Annotated in this window: 8 protein-coding genes; 4 read left to right on the top strand and 4 right to left on the bottom strand. The window is 66.4% G+C overall.

The window, feature by feature from the left end:
- Positions 1-132: 132 nt before the first annotated feature.
- The 4 genes from CHB99_RS15385 to CHB99_RS15370 form a co-directional block, all read right to left on the bottom strand.
- Positions 133-3,393, bottom strand: a complete 3,261-nt coding sequence (locus CHB99_RS15385) for an RCC1 domain-containing protein (RefSeq protein WP_042130192.1) — start codon at positions 3,391-3,393, stop codon at positions 133-135.
- Between the two features lie 320 nt (positions 3,394-3,713).
- Positions 3,714-6,986 (bottom strand): RCC1 domain-containing protein, encoded by a 3,273-nt coding sequence (locus tag CHB99_RS15380; RefSeq protein WP_042130190.1) that lies wholly within the window; start codon positions 6,984-6,986, stop codon positions 3,714-3,716.
- 648 nt (positions 6,987-7,634) lie between these two features.
- Entirely contained in the window at positions 7,635-11,240 is a 3,606-nt protein-coding gene (locus tag CHB99_RS15375; RefSeq protein ID WP_042129095.1) for an RCC1 domain-containing protein, read from the bottom strand.
- 142 nt (positions 11,241-11,382) lie between these two features.
- A complete protein-coding gene (locus tag CHB99_RS15370) occupies positions 11,383-12,795 on the bottom strand; it encodes a purine-cytosine permease family protein (RefSeq protein WP_042129098.1) in 1,413 nt (470 codons plus the stop codon).
- Positions 12,796-13,231: 436 nt separating this feature from the next.
- On the opposite strand from CHB99_RS15370, the gene CHB99_RS15365 reads away from it, so the two are divergent.
- From CHB99_RS15365 to CHB99_RS15350, 4 genes are all read left to right on the top strand, one after another.
- Complete coding sequence (locus CHB99_RS15365) at positions 13,232-13,741, top strand: sigma-70 family RNA polymerase sigma factor (protein WP_042129100.1); 510 nt, start codon at positions 13,232-13,234, stop codon at positions 13,739-13,741.
- 3 nt (positions 13,742-13,744) lie between these two features.
- Entirely contained in the window at positions 13,745-14,680 is a 936-nt protein-coding gene (locus tag CHB99_RS15360; RefSeq protein ID WP_042129101.1) for a FecR domain-containing protein, read from the top strand.
- 104 nt (positions 14,681-14,784) lie between these two features.
- The gene (locus CHB99_RS15355) at positions 14,785-17,247 is read left to right on the top strand and encodes a TonB-dependent siderophore receptor (protein WP_084702948.1); all 2,463 of its coding nucleotides are present in this window, start codon (positions 14,785-14,787) and stop codon (positions 17,245-17,247) included.
- 391 nt (positions 17,248-17,638) lie between these two features.
- Entirely contained in the window at positions 17,639-18,853 is a 1,215-nt protein-coding gene (locus CHB99_RS15350; protein WP_042129103.1) for an SfnB family sulfur acquisition oxidoreductase, read from the top strand.
- Positions 18,854-18,857 lie beyond the last annotated feature (4 nt).

Below are 18,857 nucleotides of genomic sequence, written 5' to 3'. Positions count from 1 at the left end.
TGCCTGCGATCGGCGGCGCAGCCGTCGTAAATCCTGAATCCGCAGTGGGCCTGGCACACCGTGGATACCGATTTTACGACTGCTTCGCAGCCGATCGCAGGCAAGCCAGCTCCTACGGGATTCAATGCCAGCTCATTGCGCATCCGATGAGGTATCGCCGAACAACGCCCGGGCCTCGTCGACGGGCAGCAGGCGCCGCGCCGTGACCTTGCCGGCCAGTTGCGGTTGCACGCCACTGCTGTTGCCGCCACCGCCCGGGATGCCCCAGGTCACTACCCGGCCATCCCGGGTCAGCGCGGTGAAGGCATTGGCGTTGCCATAGACCGCTCGCACGTCGACCAGTTGTCCGGCGACGGAAGCCGTGCTGCCACCTGCCTCCTTGGCCCCCCAGGCGACGACCTTGCCGTCGCTGCACAGCGCGGCGAACGCTGCCGTGCCACTGCTGACCTGGACGATATTGGACTTGCCGCTGACTTCGTTGGTGAGCCTGCCGCCTTTGGTCGAGTTGCCCCATGCCACCACCCGGTTATCGCTCAATCGCGCACAGAACGCATAAAAGTTGCCCGTCACCTCCACCACGTTGCTCAGGCCGGCGATGTCACTCGGTACCTGGCCGCCCTCGGTATTGGAAGGCCAGGCCTTCACCTCTCCACTGTCCAGCAGGATGCAGAACGCATTCTGGACGCCGCTGCAGATCGACCTGACGTTGGTGAGTCTGGCGATGTCGTCGGGCACCATGCCACCGAAATAGGTGCTGCCCCAGGCAATTACGCTCCTGCCGCCGGCATGCTCGCGTATCGCGGCGAAGGCGCTCTGGTTGCTGGCGATCTCGACGATGTCATCCAGGGTCTCCTGACCCTGACGCAACTGTCCGCCCATGTCCGGATTGCCCCAGGCCACGACATGGCCGCTGGCCCGAAGTCCGGCGAAGGCGCCTACTGTTCCAAACAGCTCGACATAGTCCTTGTGCTGCAGGACATGATCGGGCACGGGCACGCCATAGTTGCGATGGCCCCAGGAGAACAGTTCGCCGTTGGGTCTGCGGCCGACGAAGGCATGGGTGTTGCTCCTGACCAGGTCGAACGTGCCGGAAACGGTCGCCGGCGTTCTGAAGCCGCTCAGGGTGCCCCAGCAGCCGACCGAGCCATCGGTCTGGCGGGCGGCGAAGGCGCTCAGGGAGGAACTGATCTCCACCACGCTCTGGAGATTGGCCATGATGCCCAGTGTGCCCCCGTATTGGGGAAGCCCCCAGCCGACCATGTCGACCACCCGAGTCGGACCGCTCATGACCTCGTCACGCATCGCGACGAAGGCTGCGTTTGCGGTGTTGTATGTGTAATAGGTGCCATTGCCGACGATATTGGCAGGCCGGGACTCCCAGGCCTCGGTGTTGTTGCGGGTATAGAGCTTCAGCCAGGGTTTCGTGTCGATCCAGGTGGTGCTGGTGGTCCAGTCCTCGTCGCCCTCGTAGCGCCATTCGGCGACCATCGGCGCCAGGGTTTCGTCATGCAGGGCGGTGAGCATGCGCGATGATCCCTTGACCGCCCAACTGCTGGTCAGCCGGCGGGCGCCCATGATCCGCAGTGGCCCGTCGCCGACCCCCTGGCGGGCGCCGATGGCGAACGCGGCGATCTCGGACACCTGGTCCGTTTCTCCCGGACTTTCCACCCGATACGAGAGCTCGATATCTGCCCCCAGGTTCGCCTCGACATGCGTCCGGTCCAGGTGGAAAACCACTTCCCGGCCAACCAGCGGCGCACTGATCGGAATGAAGTCGTAGTAATCCAGGCCGATGCTGGCGCGCCAGAAGACATGCACGGTCTGCTCGTCGTGCATTCCTGGCCACGGCGGGATGACGATTTGCAGGTACGCCGGCAGGTCTTCGGGGTCGAGCACGCCATCCTCCGAGGCGGGGCGGGTGAAGGGCGGCGGCAACTGATCGCGGGCCTCGCCGACGGTCAGGTGTTCGCGCTCGGACTCAAGCTTGAGGTCCGGGCTTTTTTCCACGCTGTAGTAGACGCTGAGGGTGCCGCCATCCAGAGGCGCGATCGCTGTGGCGGGGATGCTGAAAGTCATCGGCTTGCCGGCCCCGTTGCCGCTGACCGAGCGTTCGTCTTCGTGCAGCAGCGGGCTGCCGTTGGCGCGGGTGCCGAGCCAGACCAGCCGGACATAGTCGCCGGATTCCAGGGCATCACCGGGGACGATGACCGTGGTTTCGGCGAGGGTTGGATCGAGCACGCCATTCACCGCATCGGGCACCGTCGGCTTGGGCAGGCGCTGTTCTTCGCCGAGGAAGGTGGCGAAGGTACGTTTCGAGGCCCCGGCGTCGCTGCCGTCACGGGTCACGCGGTGGGAGGCCACGGCGCGGCCACGGCCGAGGGCGCGTACATCGGCATTGGGGATGGGGAATTCCAGGTTGATGGGAATCCGCGCCACGGTCTTTTCCGGCGGCTCGACGGTGATCGTCTCGCCCTGGGCGGTGGTGCCGATCCAGGTCAGCCTGACCACGTCGTCGATCTGCAACTTGCCTTCGGGCTCGGCGTAGACGCTGACGATCAGGTCGTCGTCGCCGAGCAGGTCGAGGTCGATCACATCGTAGGGGTCGGCATTCGGATCGGGGTTCTCGATCATCGGTGCGTTGAACAGGCCCTGACCGACTTCCACCTGGATGATCGTGCGCAACGACCAGTCGCTGGAGGTGTTGTGCACCTCGTCCCGGACCCGGTAGACCAGTACCAGTTCGTCGCTGTCGCCAGCGGCGAGGATGGTGGTTTCGCTGACCAGGATCTCCAGCGAACCGGCATCCACTTCGTCCTGGGTCACCTCATGCGGCAGGAGTTCACCGCCCCAGCTCAGGGTGATGCGGTCGAACCGGCGCATGTTGGGGTAGGCCTGGACCGTGACCTTGACGCCGTTTTTCGCCGCCTCCTCGTCGATGAAGTCGGTCTCCGGTTGCGGCGGCAGCAGCCGCTGGTGACCGGGCAGGTCGGGCTCGGGATCGGTGCCGCCGGGGAAGGCGGTGCGCACCAGGATACCGATGGGCGTGGACGATTCCTTGTTGCCGCTGCCGGCCCGGGTGATCACGTACCAGACATCGTCGACCCCGTCGGGAATGCGGTTGGCGCGGATGAACAGGCTGAAGGGATTGCCGACGTGCTCGTCAAGGATCCGCTCGGAGGCGACGGGAGAGGTCTCATCGCCCCAGAACACCTCGATCGAGTCGCCTTCCTGCATGTTGAGGTAGGCCGGGATCTGGACCAGCAGGCCGTTTTCGTGGGAGGTCAGCATGCCGTAATTGACCCCGCCGACGGCGCCTTCGGTCTGTACCGGGATGATCAGGCTGGGGATGAGGATGGGGTCGAGGTTCAGGGGAGTGATTTCATCGGTGGTCATGAGGGTTCTCCAATCCTGTGGGGGCCGAGGGGGCTGAGCAGATTGAAGAACCAGTGAGGCGGGGCGCACAACTGGCAGAAATGACAGGTAGGGCGGGTGTGACGGGGAAAGGGTTGGGGATTCAAGGAGATGCCTTGAGGCGATTTGTACGAATGCCTGTTTGCCAATGGTTGTTGTAGGAGCTGGCTTGCCTGCGATCGGCGGCGAAGCCGTCGTAAATCCTGAATCCGCAGTGTGCCTGGCACACCGTGGATACCGATTTTACGACTGCTTCGCAGCCGATCGCAGGCAAGCCAGCTCCTACGGGGTTCAATGCCAGCTCATTGCGCATCCGATGAGGTATCGCCGAACAAGGCCCGCGCTTCGTCGACGGGCAGCAGGCGCCGCGCCGTGACCTTGCCGGCCAGTTGCGGTTGCACGCCACTGCTGTTGCCGCCACCGCCCGGGATGCCCCAGGTCACTACCCGGCCATCCCGGGTCAGTGCGGTGAAGGCATTGGCGTTGCCATAGACCGCTCGCACGTCGACCAGTTGCCCGACAACGGGAGCCGTGTTGCCACCCGCTTCCGGGGCACCCCAGGCGACGACCTTGCCGTCGCTGCACAGCGCGGCGAACGACACCATGGCACTGCTGACCTGGACGATATTGGACTTGCCAGCGACTTCATCGGTGAGCTTGCCGCCGTTGGTCGGGTTGCCCCATGCCACCACCCGGTTGTCGCTCAATCGCGCACAGAACGCATGGTTGTTGGCCGTCACCTCCACCACGTTGCTCAGGGCCGCGATGTCATCCGGTACCTGGCCGGCCTCGGCGGTGAGAGGCCAGGCCCTCACCTCTCCGCTGTCCAGCAGGATGCAGAACGCGTTGTATACGCCGCCGCAAATCGACCTGACATTGGTAAGCCTGGCGATGTCGTCGGGCACCATGCCACCGCGGGAGAGGTCGCCCCAGGCAATCACGCTTCTGCCGCCGGCATGCTCGCGTATCGCGGCGAAGGCGCCCTGGTTGCTGACGATCTCGACGATGTCATCCAGGGTCTCTTGACCCTGACGCAACTGTCCGCCCATGTCCGGATTGCCCCAGGCCACCACATGGCCGCTGGCGCGAAGGCCGGCGAAGGCGTAGGTGGCGCCACGCAGTTCGATATAGTCCTTGTGCTGCAGGACATGACCGGGCACGGGCACTCCATAGCCGGTGTGGCCCCAGGCAAACAGTTCGCCGTTGGGTCTGCGGCCGACGAAAGCATGGGCATTGCTCCTGACCAGATCGAACGTGCCGGAAACGGTCCCTGGCGTGTTGAAGTCGTTCAGCCTACCCCAGCAGCCGACCGAGCCATCGGTCTGGCGGGCGGCGAAGGCGGTTGTGGAGGAAGTGATCTCCACGACGCTCCGGAGATTGGCCATGATGCCCAGTGCGCCCCCATATTCGGGAAGACCCCAGCCGACCATGTCGACCACCCGGGTCGGACCGCTCATGACCTCGTCACGCATCGCGACGAAGGCTGCGTATGCGATGTTGGATGTGGAATAGGTGCCATTACCGATGATATTGGCAGGCCGGGACTCCCACGCCTCGGTGTTGTTGCGGGTATAGAGCTTCAGCCAGGGTTTCGCGTCGAGCCAGGTGGTACTGGCGGTCCACTCCTCGTCGCCCTCGTAGCGCCATTCGGCGACCATCGGCGCCAGGGTTTCGTCATGCAGGGCGGTGAGCGTGCGCGATGATCCCGTGATCGACGAACTGCTGGCCAGCCATCGGGCGCCCATGATCCGCAGCGGCCCGTCGCCGACCCCCTGACGGGCGCCGATGCGGAACCTGGCGATCTCGGATATCCGGGTCGGTTCGCCCTGGCTTTCCACCCGGTACGACAGTTCGATGTCCGCGCCTAGGTTCGCTTCGACCTGGGCGCGCTCCAGGTAGAACACCACTTCCTGGCCCACCATCGAGGGGCCGATCGGAATGAAGTCATCGATGTGCGGACCGCTGCTGGCACTCCAGACCATATACACGGTCTGGCCGGCAGCCATGTCCGGCCAGGGCGCGATGACGATTTCCAGTTCTTCGGGCAGGTCCGCGGGATCGAGTGCGCCGTCCTGTGCCGGTGGCCGGGTGAAGGGCGCCGGCAGTTCGGCACGGGCTTCGCCGACGCGCAGCTGTTCGCGGTCGGATTCGAGAAGCAGCCCGGACTGCTTCTCGACGCTGTAGTAGACGCTGAGGGTGCCGCCATCGAGCGGGGCGATGAGTGTGGCGCCGTCGATGGGGATGCTCAGCGGCTTGCCGGCGCCGCTGCCGCTGATCGAGCGGCGGATGCTTTCCACCAGCGGCGTGCCGTTGGCGCGGATGCCGAACCAGGTGAGCAGTACGCTGTCGCCGGCTTCCAGGGCGTCGCCGGGGACGGTGACGGTGGTTGCGCTCAGGGTTGGATCGAGCACGCCGTCGACGGCATCGCTGACCGTGGGCTTGGGCAGGCGCTGTTCTTCGCCGAGGAAGGTGGCGAAGGTGCGTTTCGAGACGCCGGCGGGGCTGTCGTCGCGGGTCACGGCATAGGAGGCGACACAGCGTCCGCGGCCCAGGCGAATCACGTCGGCGTTGGGGATGTAGAACTTCAGGTTGCTCGGCAGGCGCAGGACCGTCTGTTCCGGCAGGTCGACGGTGATCGTCTCGCCCTGGGCGGTGGTACCGGTCCAGGCCAGCTTGACCACATCGCCGATCAGCAGGTCGCCTTCCTGCGCGGCATGGACTTCCACCAGCAGGTCGGCGTCGCCGAGCAATTCGAGGTCGATAACGTCGTAGGGATCGGCGGCCGGGTCGGGGTTCTCGATGATCGGTGCATTGAACAGGCCCTGGCCGACTTCCACTTCGATGATCGTGCGCAACGACCAGTCGCTGGAAATGTTGTGGACCTCGTCGCGGACCCGGTAGACCAGGGCCAGGGTATCGCTGTCGCCGGCGGCGAGGATGGTGTCCTCGGTGACCAGGATCTCCAGGGAGCCGGCGTCCACTTCGGCCTGGGTCACGTCATGCTGCAGAAACTCGCCGCCCCAGCTGAAGGTGATGCGGTCGAAGACGCGCATGTTGGGGTAGCTGCTGATGGTGACCTTGACGCCGTTCTTCGCCGCTTCTTCGTCGATGATGCCGCCGGGTGGCAGTTCCGGCTCGGGGGCGGGCAGGTTCTGGTGGCCGGGCAGGTCGGGGTCGGGATCGGTGCCGCCGGGGAATACGCTGCGCACCAGCACCGGCAGCGGCGGGGACTCGCCACCGTTGCCGCCGCCAGAGCGGGTGACCCGGGCCCAGACGTCGCTGATGCCTTCGGCGATGCGGTCGGGGAGAATGAACAGGCCGAACCTGTTGCCGACATCTTCCGGCAGGACCAGGCCGCCGGCTACGGGCGAGGACTTGTCGCCCCAGAACACCTCGATCCAGTCGTTCGCCTGCATGTTCAGGTACGCCTGGACCTCCACCAGCAGGCCGCCTTCGGTGACGTGCAGCAGGTGGTAATTGACCCCGCCGTCGGCACCGTCGGTCTGTACCGGGACGATCAGGCCGGGGATGAGGATGGGGTCGAGGTTCAGGGGAGCGTTTTCATCGGTGCTCATGAGGGTTCTCCAATCCTGTGGAAGCCGAAGGGGGCTGAGCAGATTGAAGAGCCAGAGCGATGGGGCGCACAACTGGCAGAAATGACAGGTAGGGCGGGCGTGACGGGGAAAGGGTTGGGGATTCAAGGAGATGCCTTGAGGCGATTTGTACGAATGCCTGTTTGCCAATGGCTGTCGTAGGCATTGGTGTGCCTGGCAATGGTTGTTGTAGGAGCTGGCTTGCCTGCGATCGGCGGCGCAGCCGTCGTAAAACCGGTATCCACGGTGTGTCAGGTTCACTGTGGATTCAGGATTTACGACGGCTGCGCCGCCGATCGCAGGCAAGCCAGCTCCTACAGGTTCAGCGTCGGGTTTAGAGGACCGGTACGCTGATCGTGGTTTCGGCCTGGGCGACTCGGTTGTGTCGTCTCGGTGCCCACACACACGGCCGCCATAAGGCGTACCTGAGAAGGTCGTTATGTCTTGCGGACTGCTAATCCGGTCGTTGATTTGGCAGCGTTTCCACGGAACGCAACCACCAGGCGGGGGCGGGGAGTATGCTTGGGAAATTGCCTACAAGAAAGTCGGAGATAGGTGGATTTTCGTGGCGGGATGCGACAGTTTTTGAAGCGCCGGCGGGTGAGCCCACCCGCCGGTTTCAAGATGAGGTCATCCGTTGCTTTCAGGCCGCAGGTTCGGCTCGGCCACTGCGCGTGCCTCGTCGGCTGGCAGCAGGCGGCCGGTGGTGACCTTGCCGGCGAGCTCTGACTGTACCAGGCTGCTGTCGCCGCCGTTGAAGCGCTCGCCCCAGGTCACCACCTCGCCAGTGCCGGTCAGTGCGGTGAAGGCCTGGGCGTTGCCATAGATCGCGCGCACGTCGACCAGTTTGTCGGCCACTGCCGAGGTATCGCCGCCGCGGATCGGGTTGCCCCAGGCGATGACCGTGCCGTCGCGGCACAGCGCGGCGAAGGCCGCGGAGGTGGCGCTTACCTGGATGACGTTCGAGGCATCGCCGGCTTCCGGGCTCAGGTCGGCGCCCCAGTCGTCCTCGCCCCAGGCGACCACCCGGCCGTTGCTCAGCCGCGCACAGAAGGCATTCCAGGTCGCGCTGACCTCGACGATATTGCTCAGCACCGTGATCGGTTGGGGAATGTCGCCGCTGGCGACGGTATGGGGCCAGGCCTTCACGGCGCCGCTGTCGAGCAGGATGCAGAAGGCCGCGGCGGTGGCGAACAGGCGCCTGACGTTATCGAGGTGGGTGATGACATCGGGGACATCGCCGCCGTTGACGCTGTCTCCCCAGGCAATCACGCAGCGCCCGGTGCCGCTGTCGCGCAACGCGGCGAAGGCGCCGACGGTGCTGGCCACATCGACGATATCGGCGTACTGGTCCTGCCCCGGTTTCAGACGTCCGCCAAAACCCGGGTCGCCCCAGGCGACTACATGGCCGCTGGCGCGCCGCGCGGCAAAGGCCACGGCCGTGCCGTACAGGTCGACGTAGTCGTGGTATTGCATGACCGGCGGCGGTACCGGGACACAGGGGTCGTCTTCATGGCCCCAGGCGAACAGCTCGCCGTTGCGCCGCAGCCCGGCGAAGGCCTGCAGGTTGCCTCTGACCTGGATGTAGTCGCCTTCGATGATCGGCGACTGCGAGCCACTGTCGACACTGCCCCAACAGGCGACATTGCCGCTGCGCAGGCGCGCCGCGAAGGCGTATGCCGTCGCGGCGACCTCCTGCACGTCGGTGAGGTTGGCCACCTCGGGCCTCAGGTGCCCGCCGTTGGGTCCGTTGCCCCAGGCGATCATGTCGACTTCGGGGCCGTCAGCGCCCATGACTTCGTCGCGCATCACGACGAAAGCGGCCGGTGTCGCATTGGCGTAGCCGTTGCCGAACACGTTGACGGGTCGGCACTCCCAGGTCTGGCTGGTGCTGCGCACATGGAGCTTGAGCCAGGGCTTGTGGTCGATCCAGGTGGTGCCGGTGGCCCACTGCGAGTCGCCCTCGTAGCGCCATTCGGCGAGCAGCGGTGCCAGGGTTTGCGCATGCAGGGCACTGAGCATCCGCGGCACGCGCCCGTGCAGCCAGGCGCCGGCGTAGAACCGTGCACCCATGATGCGCAGCGGGCCGTGGCCGAGCTCGCTGTGCACCGTGTAGCTGACCGTCCCGGACTGCTCCACCGGTCCCCCCGCGGCGCGGCTGATGCTGTAGTGCACGCTGATGCGGGTACCGATGCTGGCGACGATGGTGGTGTAGGGCACGGTGATGGTCGCCGCTTCGCCGCCATCCCCGTCCTCGACCTCGAAGGGAATGTCGAGGCTGCCGTCTTCGGCGGGGCTGACGATGTGCAGGGTGATCAGGTCGCCGTCTTCGAGTCGGGCGCTGGCGTCGATGTAGGCGCTGGCACCTTGCGTCACGTCGCCCGGATTCAGCTGGTCGCCCTCGGCTTCGAGGATCCGCGGCAGGGGCAGGGGCGTGGGTCGGGCGCCGATGCGCAGGGTGGCGACGGCGGAGAACTGATCTGGTCCCTGTGTGTCTTCCACGCGATAGCTGATCTCGATGTCCGCGCCCAGGTTCGCCTCGACATGTTCACGGGGGAGGTAGAACACCACTTCCTCACCGACCAGCGCCGGGCTGATGGGCATGAAGTCGTCGTAGTGCGGTCCGCTGCTGGCTTGCCAGCGCACATGCAGGATCTGCTCGTCGTGCATGCCCGGCCAGGGCGGCACGACGATCTGCAACTGCGTCGGCAGGCTGTCGGGGTCGAGCACGCCGTCCACCGGGGCAGGGCGGGTGAAGGGTGGCGGCAGCTCGCCGCGGGCCTGGCCGACGCTCAGTTCCTCGCGGTCGGATTCGAGGATCAGGCCCGAGCGTTTTTCCACGCTGTAGTAGAGGCTGACGCTGCCGCCATCGAGCGGGGCGATCAGCTCGGCGCCCGCGATGGGAATGCTCTGCGGCCGGCCGGCGTTGCCGCCGCTGATCGAGCGCGAGATCGCCCGGTGCAGCGGCGTGCCGTTGGCGCGGGTGCCGAGCCAGGTCAGGATCAGGGTATCGCCGGCTTCGAGGGCATCGCCGGGGACGACCGCGGTGGCCTCGACCAGGGTCGGGTCGAGCACGCCGTCGACTGCCTCGCTCACCGTTGGTTTGGGCAGGCGCTGCTCCTCGCCGAGGAAGGTGACGAAGCTGCGCTTGGACACGCCGGCGGGCATTTCCTCGCGGGTCACCCGGTAGGAGGCCACGCCCCGCCCACGGCCCAGGGGCAGCAGGCTGGCATTGGCAATGTAGAACTCCAGGCTGATGGGCAGGCGCAGCACCGTCAGCTCGGGCGGGCTGACCGGTATGGCCTCGCCCTGGGCGGTGGTGCCGATCCAGGTCAGGGCCACCACGTCGCCGATCAGCAGGTCGCCGCCCTTCGCGGCATAGACCTCCACCTCGAGGTCCGCGTCGCCGAGCACTTCGAGGTCGATCACATCGAAGGGGTCGGCTTCCAGGTCGGGGTTCTTGATCAGTGGCGCGGCGAACAGGCCGGTACCGACCTCGACCATCACCAGGGTGCGCGGCGACCACTCGCTGGACGGGTTGTGCACTTCGTCGTGGACCCGGTAGACCAGCACCAGTTCATCGCTGTCGCCGGCGGCGAGGATGGTCTGCTCGGTGACCAGGATGTCCAGCGAGCCGGCGTCCACCTCGGTCTGGGTGACGCTGTGCTGGAGCAGCTCGCCGCCCCAGCTGAAGGTGATGACGTCGAACTCGCGCATGTTCGGGTAGGCGCCGATGGTCACCTTGACCCCGTTCTTCGCCGCCTCTTCGTCGATGATGCCGCTGGCCGGCAGTTCGGGGTCGGGGGGAGGAAGGCGCTGGTGGCCGGGCAGGTCGGGTTCGGGGTCGGTGCCGCCGGGGGCCTCGGTGCGCACCAGGACGTTCAGCGGCTGGGAGGCGTCCTCGTTGCCGCTGCCGGCGCGGGTGACCACACAGTGCACGGCGCTGATGCCTTCGGGGATGAACTCGGCGCGGATGAACAGGCCGAAATCCTGGTCGACGTCTTCCGCGTGGACCATGCCGGAGGCCACCGGGGTGCCGGGGTCGCCCCAGAACACCTTGACCCAGTCGCCCTCGCGCATGTTCAGGTAGGCCTGGACGAAGACCGGCAGGCCGAGGACATTGACGTGGATCATGTGGTAGTTGACCCCGCCGTCGGCGCCCGGGGTGTACACCGGGACGATCAGGCCGGGGATCAGCAGCGGGTCGAGGGTGTCGGTGCGGGTTTCGATGGTCATGAGGGCTCTCCGTATCCGCTCGCGGCCGGGCGGCTGAGCAGATTGAAGAACCAACGACGGCGGCGGCACAACTGACAGAAATATCAGGTAGGTGCCGCCGCCTGGCGAAACTCCAGCCGATTCAAGGCCCTGGCGCAGACCCTCAGTGAGCGGTGGCCAGCTTCGCGCTGACCTGGCGACGGCGGTAGGCGCTGTCACGGGTCGCCAGCCACCAGTACAGCGGCGAGGTCACCAGCAGGCCGACCAGCCACGACAGGTCGGCGCCGTCGATATGCGCCGACACCGGGCCGACGTACAGCGGGGTGTTCATGAACGGGATCTGCACCGCGATGCCGATGGCGTAGGCCAGCAGCGCCTGCGGGTTGTAGCGGCCATAGACGCCGCCATCGACCTTGAAGATCGAGGCGATGTCGTAGTCGCCCTTGTGGATCACGTAGAAGTCGATGAGGTTGATCGCGGTCCACGGCACCAGGACCACCAGCAGCACCAGGACCATGTCGACGAAGTGGCCGATGAAGTCCGCCGAGGCGAACACCGCCACCACGCAGCAGCCGAGCAGGACCAGCAGCGACAGCACGGCGCGGCTTTTCGCGGTGGGGATCCAGCGATGGGCGAAGGTCTGCACCAGGGTGATCAGCGACAGCACCGCGCCATACAGGTTGAGGGCGTTGTGGCTGATCACGCTGAGCAGGAACAGCACCAGCATCAGCGGGCCGATGGCGCCGGTGGCGAGCTTGACCGCATCCATGCTGTCCATCCCGGCCGGGATCGCCAGCACCGCCACGGCGCCGAAGACGAACGACAGGCTGGAGCCCAGCGCCGAGCCCAGGTAGGTGGTCCAGAAGGTCGCGGCCACCGGCACGTCGGCCGGCAGGTAGCGCGAGTAGTCGGAGACGTAGGGCGCGAAGGCGATCTGCCACAGCGCGGCGAGGGACACCGTGGCCAGCCAGCCGGACAGGTTGAAGCCGCCGCGGGTGAGGAAGTCGTCGCTCTGGATATGGGTGAGGATGTAGGCGAAGCCGACCACGATGCCGATGCCCAGCACCCAGGTGCCGATGCGGTTGAGCACATGGATGAAGCGGTAGCCGATGATGCCGATGATCCCCGAGCCGAGGGCGCCGACGACGATGCCCACCGGTACCGGCACGCTGTCCGCCACGCCGTGCAGCGACTTGCCGGCGAGGACGATGTTGGAGGCGAAGAAGCCGATGTACATCAGTCCGGCGATGACCACCACCAGCAGCGCGCCGAGGGAGCCGAACTGGGCGCGGCTCTGGATCATCTGCGGGATGCCCATCTGCGGGCCCTGGGCCGAATGCAGAGCCATCAGCACGCCGCCGACCAGGTGGCCGACGAGGATCGCGACGATGCCCCAGACCAGGTTCAGGTGGAACAGCTGGACACCGAGGGCGCCGGTGACGATGGGCAGCGGCGCGATATTGCCGCCGAACCAGAGGGTGAACAGATCCCTGACCTTTCCATGGCGATCTTCGGGTGGCACGTAGCCGATCGTGTGTTTTTCGATGAGCGGTGCGGATGACGCTGCGTTGGTCATGACGGACTCCAAGGCAAGGATGAGTACGCTCGGCGTACTTCGTTTGGCGTCGGCAGGGGCGACGCCTTTTCTTGTAGGGGGCCGATCTTGAGCGCAGTGCGGCGGGGGCGAAATTAGTAAATATGTGCTCCCAGACATTAAAAAAACTGGGGGGCGTGTGTGGCTGATGTCGCTCTTCCGGACATCGGCTTGTCTGCGATGGACCCCGTAGGAGCTGGCTTGCCTGCGAAAGGACCGCAAGGCGGTCCCGATTGCGATGTCATCGGGGACCGCTGCGCGGTCCTTTCGCAGTGGTTCGTCACACGACAAGCCAGCTCCTACGGGGTTTGTGTAGATACCAATGCGGCGAAAGGGCCCAATCGCGTCAGGTCCTTGCCATTCGCCGGGTTACTCCTGTTAAATGAGATTCATTACCACTTGTTTCGCCGGAATCCCCATGTCCTCCGCTGACCTCTCCCTGCAAAAGGCCGTGCATTCGCTGTACGAGGATCATCATTCCTGGCTGTGCGGCTGGCTGCGCAACCGCCTTGGCTGCGTCGAGCACGCGGCGGACCTGGCCCAGGACACCTTCATCCGCGTCATTGCTCTGCGCAAGGCCGCCGAACTGCGCGAGCCGCGGGCCTACCTGAGCAGCGTGGCGCGCAGCCTGATGATCGATGCGTTCCGCCGCCGCGCCCTCGAACAGGCCTATCTGGAAGCCCTGGCGGCGCGCCCGGAGGCGCTGGACATCTCGCCGGAAACCCGCCTGTCGATCCTCGAGACCCTGGCGGAAATCGACCGCCTGCTCGACGGGCTCGGTGGCCGTACCCGCGAGATCTTCCTGATGGCCCAGCTCGATGGCCTGAGCTACGTGGAGATCGCCCGGCGCCTGGAGGTCTCGGTGACCACGGTGAAGAAACACGCGGTGCGCGCGCTGACCCACTGCCTGCTGCTGGTCGAGGACTGAGGCGTGACGCTGAGCCGGGAGATCCTCGAACGCGCGGCGCACTGGTACGTCGAACTGCGCTGTCAGCCGGACGCGGCGACCCAGGCCGCGCACCGGCAGTGGCTCGACAGCGACCCGCGCCATCGCCAGGCCTGGGCGCGCCTCGACCGCCTGCAGGGCACCTTCGGCGGGGTCGCCCCGCAATTGGCGCGCAGCACCCTGGCCGGCGCCCGGGCCAAACGTCGTGAAGTGCTCAAGGTCCTCTCGCTGCTGCTCGCCGCCGGTGGCGCGGGCGGCCTGGCCTGGCGCGGCGGTGCGCTGCCCAACCTGCTGGCCGACCAGCGCACCGCCACCGGCGAGCGCCGCGCCCTGGCCCTGGAGGACGGCAGCCAGGTGCAGCTCAACACCGCCAGCGCCGTGGATATCCGCTACAGCACGCAACTGCGCCGGATCGACCTGCTGGACGGCGAGATCCTCGTGGAAACCGCGGCGGATGCGCGGGATCGCCCCTTCGTCGTGCATACCGCCGAGGGCAGCCTGCGGGCCCTCGGCACGCGTTTCCTGGTCCGCCGCGAAGGCGGGCTGACCCGGGTCGGCGTGCTCGAACACGCGGTGCAGGTGCACTGTGCCAGCTCGCAACAGATGCTGCGGGTCGACGCTGGTCAGCAACTGGCGTTCAGTGCCGGTCAGCTCGGGCCGCTGCGGCCGCTCGCGCCCCAGGCCGATGCCTGGAGCCACGGCATGCTGGTGGTCAGCGACTGGCGCCTGGGGGATTTCATCGCCGAGCTGCAACGCTATCGACCCGGTCACCTGGGCTGCGCCGAGCGTGTCGCCGGGCTGCGCATTTCCGGGGCCTTCCAACTGGCGGACAGCGATATCGTGCTGGACAACCTGAGCGCCACCTTGCCCGTGCGCATCCGCCGCTTCAGCCGATTCTGGGTGCGGGTCGAGGCGGTCTGAAAAAAATTCGCGCGGGGGTTATCGATTGCCGGACTGCTTCGACTTGTAGGTAGAGGCGCCACAGAGACGCCATTCATCACTGCCACAGGGCGAAAGGAAACCGCATGTCCCGTTCCATCGATCGCACCCCCCAGATCTGCAACCCGTCCGCCTTGCGCCAGGCGGTCCGCTGCGCGCTGCTCGGCGCGGCCCTGAGCGGTCCCGCCAGCCTGTTGCCGGGCGTCGCCCCGGCCATGGCGCAGAGCCAGGCCGACAGCGTCTTCGAGATTCCCACCGGACCGCTGGACAGCGCCCTGACGCGCTTCGCCGCCAGCGCCGGAATTACCGTGTCCTTCGATCCGGCCCATGTCCGCGGGCTGAAGTCGCCGGGCCTGCACGGTCGCTACAGTGTCGACGGCGGTCTGCGCCAGTTGCTCGCCGGCAGCGGCGTGCAGGCGCTGCGCCAGGCCAACGGCAGTTACTCGCTGCTGCCGCTGGCCGAGGAGGGCGCCGTGCAACTGGACAGCACCAGCGTCACCGGCGCCGCCGTCGAATCGGCCTGGGGCCCGGTGGACGGTTACGTCGCCAGTCGCAGCGCCACCGCGACCAAGACCGATACGCCGATCCTGGAAATCCCGCAGAGCATCAACGTGGTCACTGCCCAGCAGGTCGAGACCCAGGGCGCGCGCAACCTGACCCAGGCACTGCGCTATACCCCCGGGCTGAACGTCGGCGGCTTCACCGACCGCAACGCCATCGCCGACGAGATCACCAGCCGCGGCTTCGCCCCGACCCCGCTGTATTTCGACGGGGCCTACGTGCCTTACGCGGGCAGTCTGGGCGGTGCGCCGCAGATCGATCCCTACACCCTGGAGCGCATCGAAGTGCTCAAGGGCCCGTCGTCGGTGCTGTTCGGCCAGAACCAGCCGGGTGGCCTGGTCAACCTGGTGTCCAAGCGTCCGACCCGCGAGGCACGCAACCAGGTCAAGCTGGGCGCCGGCAGCTACCACCGGGTCAACGGCGCACTGGACAGCAGCGGGCCGCTGGACGAGCAGGGCGAGTTCGCCTATCGCCTGATCGGTGTGGCCAGCAAGGGCAACGACCAGGTCGATCACACCCACGCCGAACGCCTGCTGCTGGCGCCGAGCCTGAGCTGGACGCCCAGCGAGGCCACGTCGCTGACCCTGCTGGCGCAGCTGCAGCGTGACGATGGTGCCGCCGACTACCAGTCGCTGCCGCGCATCGGCTCCCTCGACCGCGGGCCGAACGGCCAGCGCATCGACCGCGATTTCTTCTCCGGCGACTCGCGCTACAACGACTACAAGCGTGACCAGCTGATCATCGGCTACGACCTGAGCCATGCCGTCAACGACGACCTGACCCTGCGCTCCACCGCCCGCTACATCGATATCCGCGACCGTTATCGGGGTTTCTACCTGCGCAGTTTCGTCAACGACGCCGGGGTGACCGACTACACCCGGGCCAACCGCACCAAGGTCGACTGGCGCCAGCACAATATCGCCTGGAGCGTCGACAACAACCTGCAATACACCTTCGCCACCGGCGCCCTGCAGCACACCGCCCTGGCGGGTGTCGACTATCGCCACTTCACGCGTCGCTACGACGGGCTGAATGCCTACGATGCGACGCCGGTGGACCTCTACGGCAGGAACAACGGCGATACCTCCGGCACCGTGCCGGTACTGGGCACCCAGTGGGACAACACCGTGCGTCAGGTCGGCGCCTACTTCCAGGACCAGATTCGCCTGGACCAGTGGATTCTCACCGTCGGCGGGCGTCAGGACTGGGCGGAAATCGACAACAAGGACCTGCTCGCGCATTCCATCGCGTCCCAGCGCGACAACAAGTTCACCGGGCGGGTGGGCCTGACCTACGTCACCGGGTTCGGCCTGGCGCCCTACGTCAGCTATTCGCAGTCGTTCCTGCCCACCGTCGGCACCGCGGCGCCGCAGCGTGGTGGCAAGGCCTTCGACCCCACCGAAGGCGAGCAGTACGAGGTGGGGCTGAAGTACCAGCCGCTGGAGAAGACCCTGATCACCGCGTCGGTGTACCAGGTCAAGCAGAAGAACGTGCTGACCGGCGACACCGAGTACCCGGAGTACCAGGTCCAGAGCGGGGAAGTGCGTTCGCGCGGGGTGGAACTGGAGCTCAAGACCAGTCTCGAGCGCATCGACATACTGGCGGCGGCGGGTTATGTCGACTCGTTCTACACCAGCAGCACCTATGGCGACCAAGGCAACCGCAGCGAAGCCCAGGCGCCGGTGTCGGCGAGCCTGTGGCTGGACTATCACTTTGTCGGCGGTGTGACCCTGGGGGGCGGGGCGCGCCATACCGGGCGCAAGCCGGGGGATTCGGCGAATTCGTTCGATGTGCCGGCCTACACCGTGTACGACGCCACCCTGCGCTATGACCTGGGCCAGCTGGATCCAGGCCTGCGCGGTTTGCAGGCGAGCCTGAACGTGCAGAACCTGTTCGATCGGGAGTATGTCTCGGACTGCAACTACGCGTTCGGCTGCTACTACGGGCAGGAGCGGGTGGCTTCGCTGCAGATGACCTACGACTGGTGAGGGTGTTTGCCAGTCCTTGATCCTGGGCGTCTTCGGGACGGTGGTGTTACGCAGGCCCCAATTACTCGTAGGAGCGTGGCTTGCCCGCGAACGGCGGCGAAGCCGTCGTAAACCCTGAGTCCCGGGCGCGTCAGATAATCACGGGGCTCGGGACTTGCGACGGCTTCGCCGCCGTTCGCGGGCAAGCCACGCTCCTACGGGGATAGGCGTAGGCTCTGAAGAACATTTCCCTCCCAACTGTCCACCCAGCAACACCCACCCAACATTCTGCTGTCCATCCACCCCGCCAAACTGTTGCCTTGAATTCATAACTAACTGAAAAACAACGATTTTCATCCTTGGCATGAGAAATGCGATAGGACCCTTGTCCACGTATTCCAAGGATCCACCCATGTCCATCTCCGCCCACTACGATATCCGCCAGCCGGACGCCCATCTCATCCGCGACGACGCCGAAGCCATCGCCGTCGCCCACCAGGTCGCCGCGCTGCTGCGCGAGGGTGCCGCCGAGCGCGACCGCCAGCGCCGGGTCCCGGCCGATGTGGTCGATGCCTTTTCCAACAGCGGTCTGTGGGGCATCACCGTGCCCCGCGGGTTCGGCGGCGCCGAAGTGTCCTATGCCACCCTGGCCAGGGTGATCGCCATCGTCTCCGCCGCCGACCCGTCCCTCGGCCAGATTCCGCAGAACCATTACTGCCTGCTGGAAGACATTCGCCTGCAGGGAACCGACGCGCAGAAGCGCTTCTTCTTCGACCTGGTGCTCAAGGGTCATCGCTTCGCCAATGCCCTGTCGGAAACCGGCGGCAAGACCGTGCAGGACATCCAGACCCGCCTGGTCGGCGAAGGCGAGGGCTACCGCATCGACGGGCGCAAGGGCTACTGCACCGGTTCGCTCTACGCCCACTGGATCGGTGTGCTGGCCCTCGACGAAGAGGACCGTGCGCAACTGGCCTTCGTCGAACGCGGCACGCCGGGCCTGGTGGTGGTCGATGACTGGGACAGCATCGGCCAGCGCACCACCTCCAGCGGCACGGTGCTCGCCGACGGCCTGCGCGTGCCGGCCTTCAACGTATTCCCCAGCTACCGCTCCTACGAAGTCCCGACCCTGGCCGGCCCGTTCGCCCAGCTGACCACCGCGGCCATCGACGCCGGCATCGGCCGCGCGGCGCTGGACGACACCATCGCCTTCGTCCGCGAGCATGCCCGGCCGTGGGTCGATGCCAAGGTCGACAAGGCCGGCGACGATCCGCTGACCATCATCCAGATCGGCTCGCTGGAGATCCGCCAGGAAGCCGCCGAAGCCCTGCTGGAGCGTGCCGGCCTGGTCCTCGACGCGGCGAAGCCGGCGCCGGACGAAGACAATGTCGCCGCCGCGTCGGTCGCCGTGGCCAAGGCCAAGGTGCTGACCACCGAGGCCGCCCTGGAAGCCAGCAACCGTCTGTTCGAGCTGGGCGGCACCCGTTCCTCCCTGGCCCGGCACAACTTCGACCGGCACTGGCGCAACGCCCGGGTGCACACCCTGCACGACCCGGTGCGCTGGAAGTACCACCTGGTCGGCAACTGGGCGCTGAACGGCATCAAGCCGACGCGTCACGACTGGAACTGAGGGC

It is taken from the genome of Pseudomonas japonica, assembly GCF_900188455.1.
GTDB classification, from domain to species: Bacteria; Pseudomonadota; Gammaproteobacteria; order Pseudomonadales; family Pseudomonadaceae; genus Aquipseudomonas; species Aquipseudomonas japonica.
The sequence above is the reverse complement of the archived record's forward strand: the minus strand, read 5'-3'. Positions and strand labels throughout refer to the sequence as shown.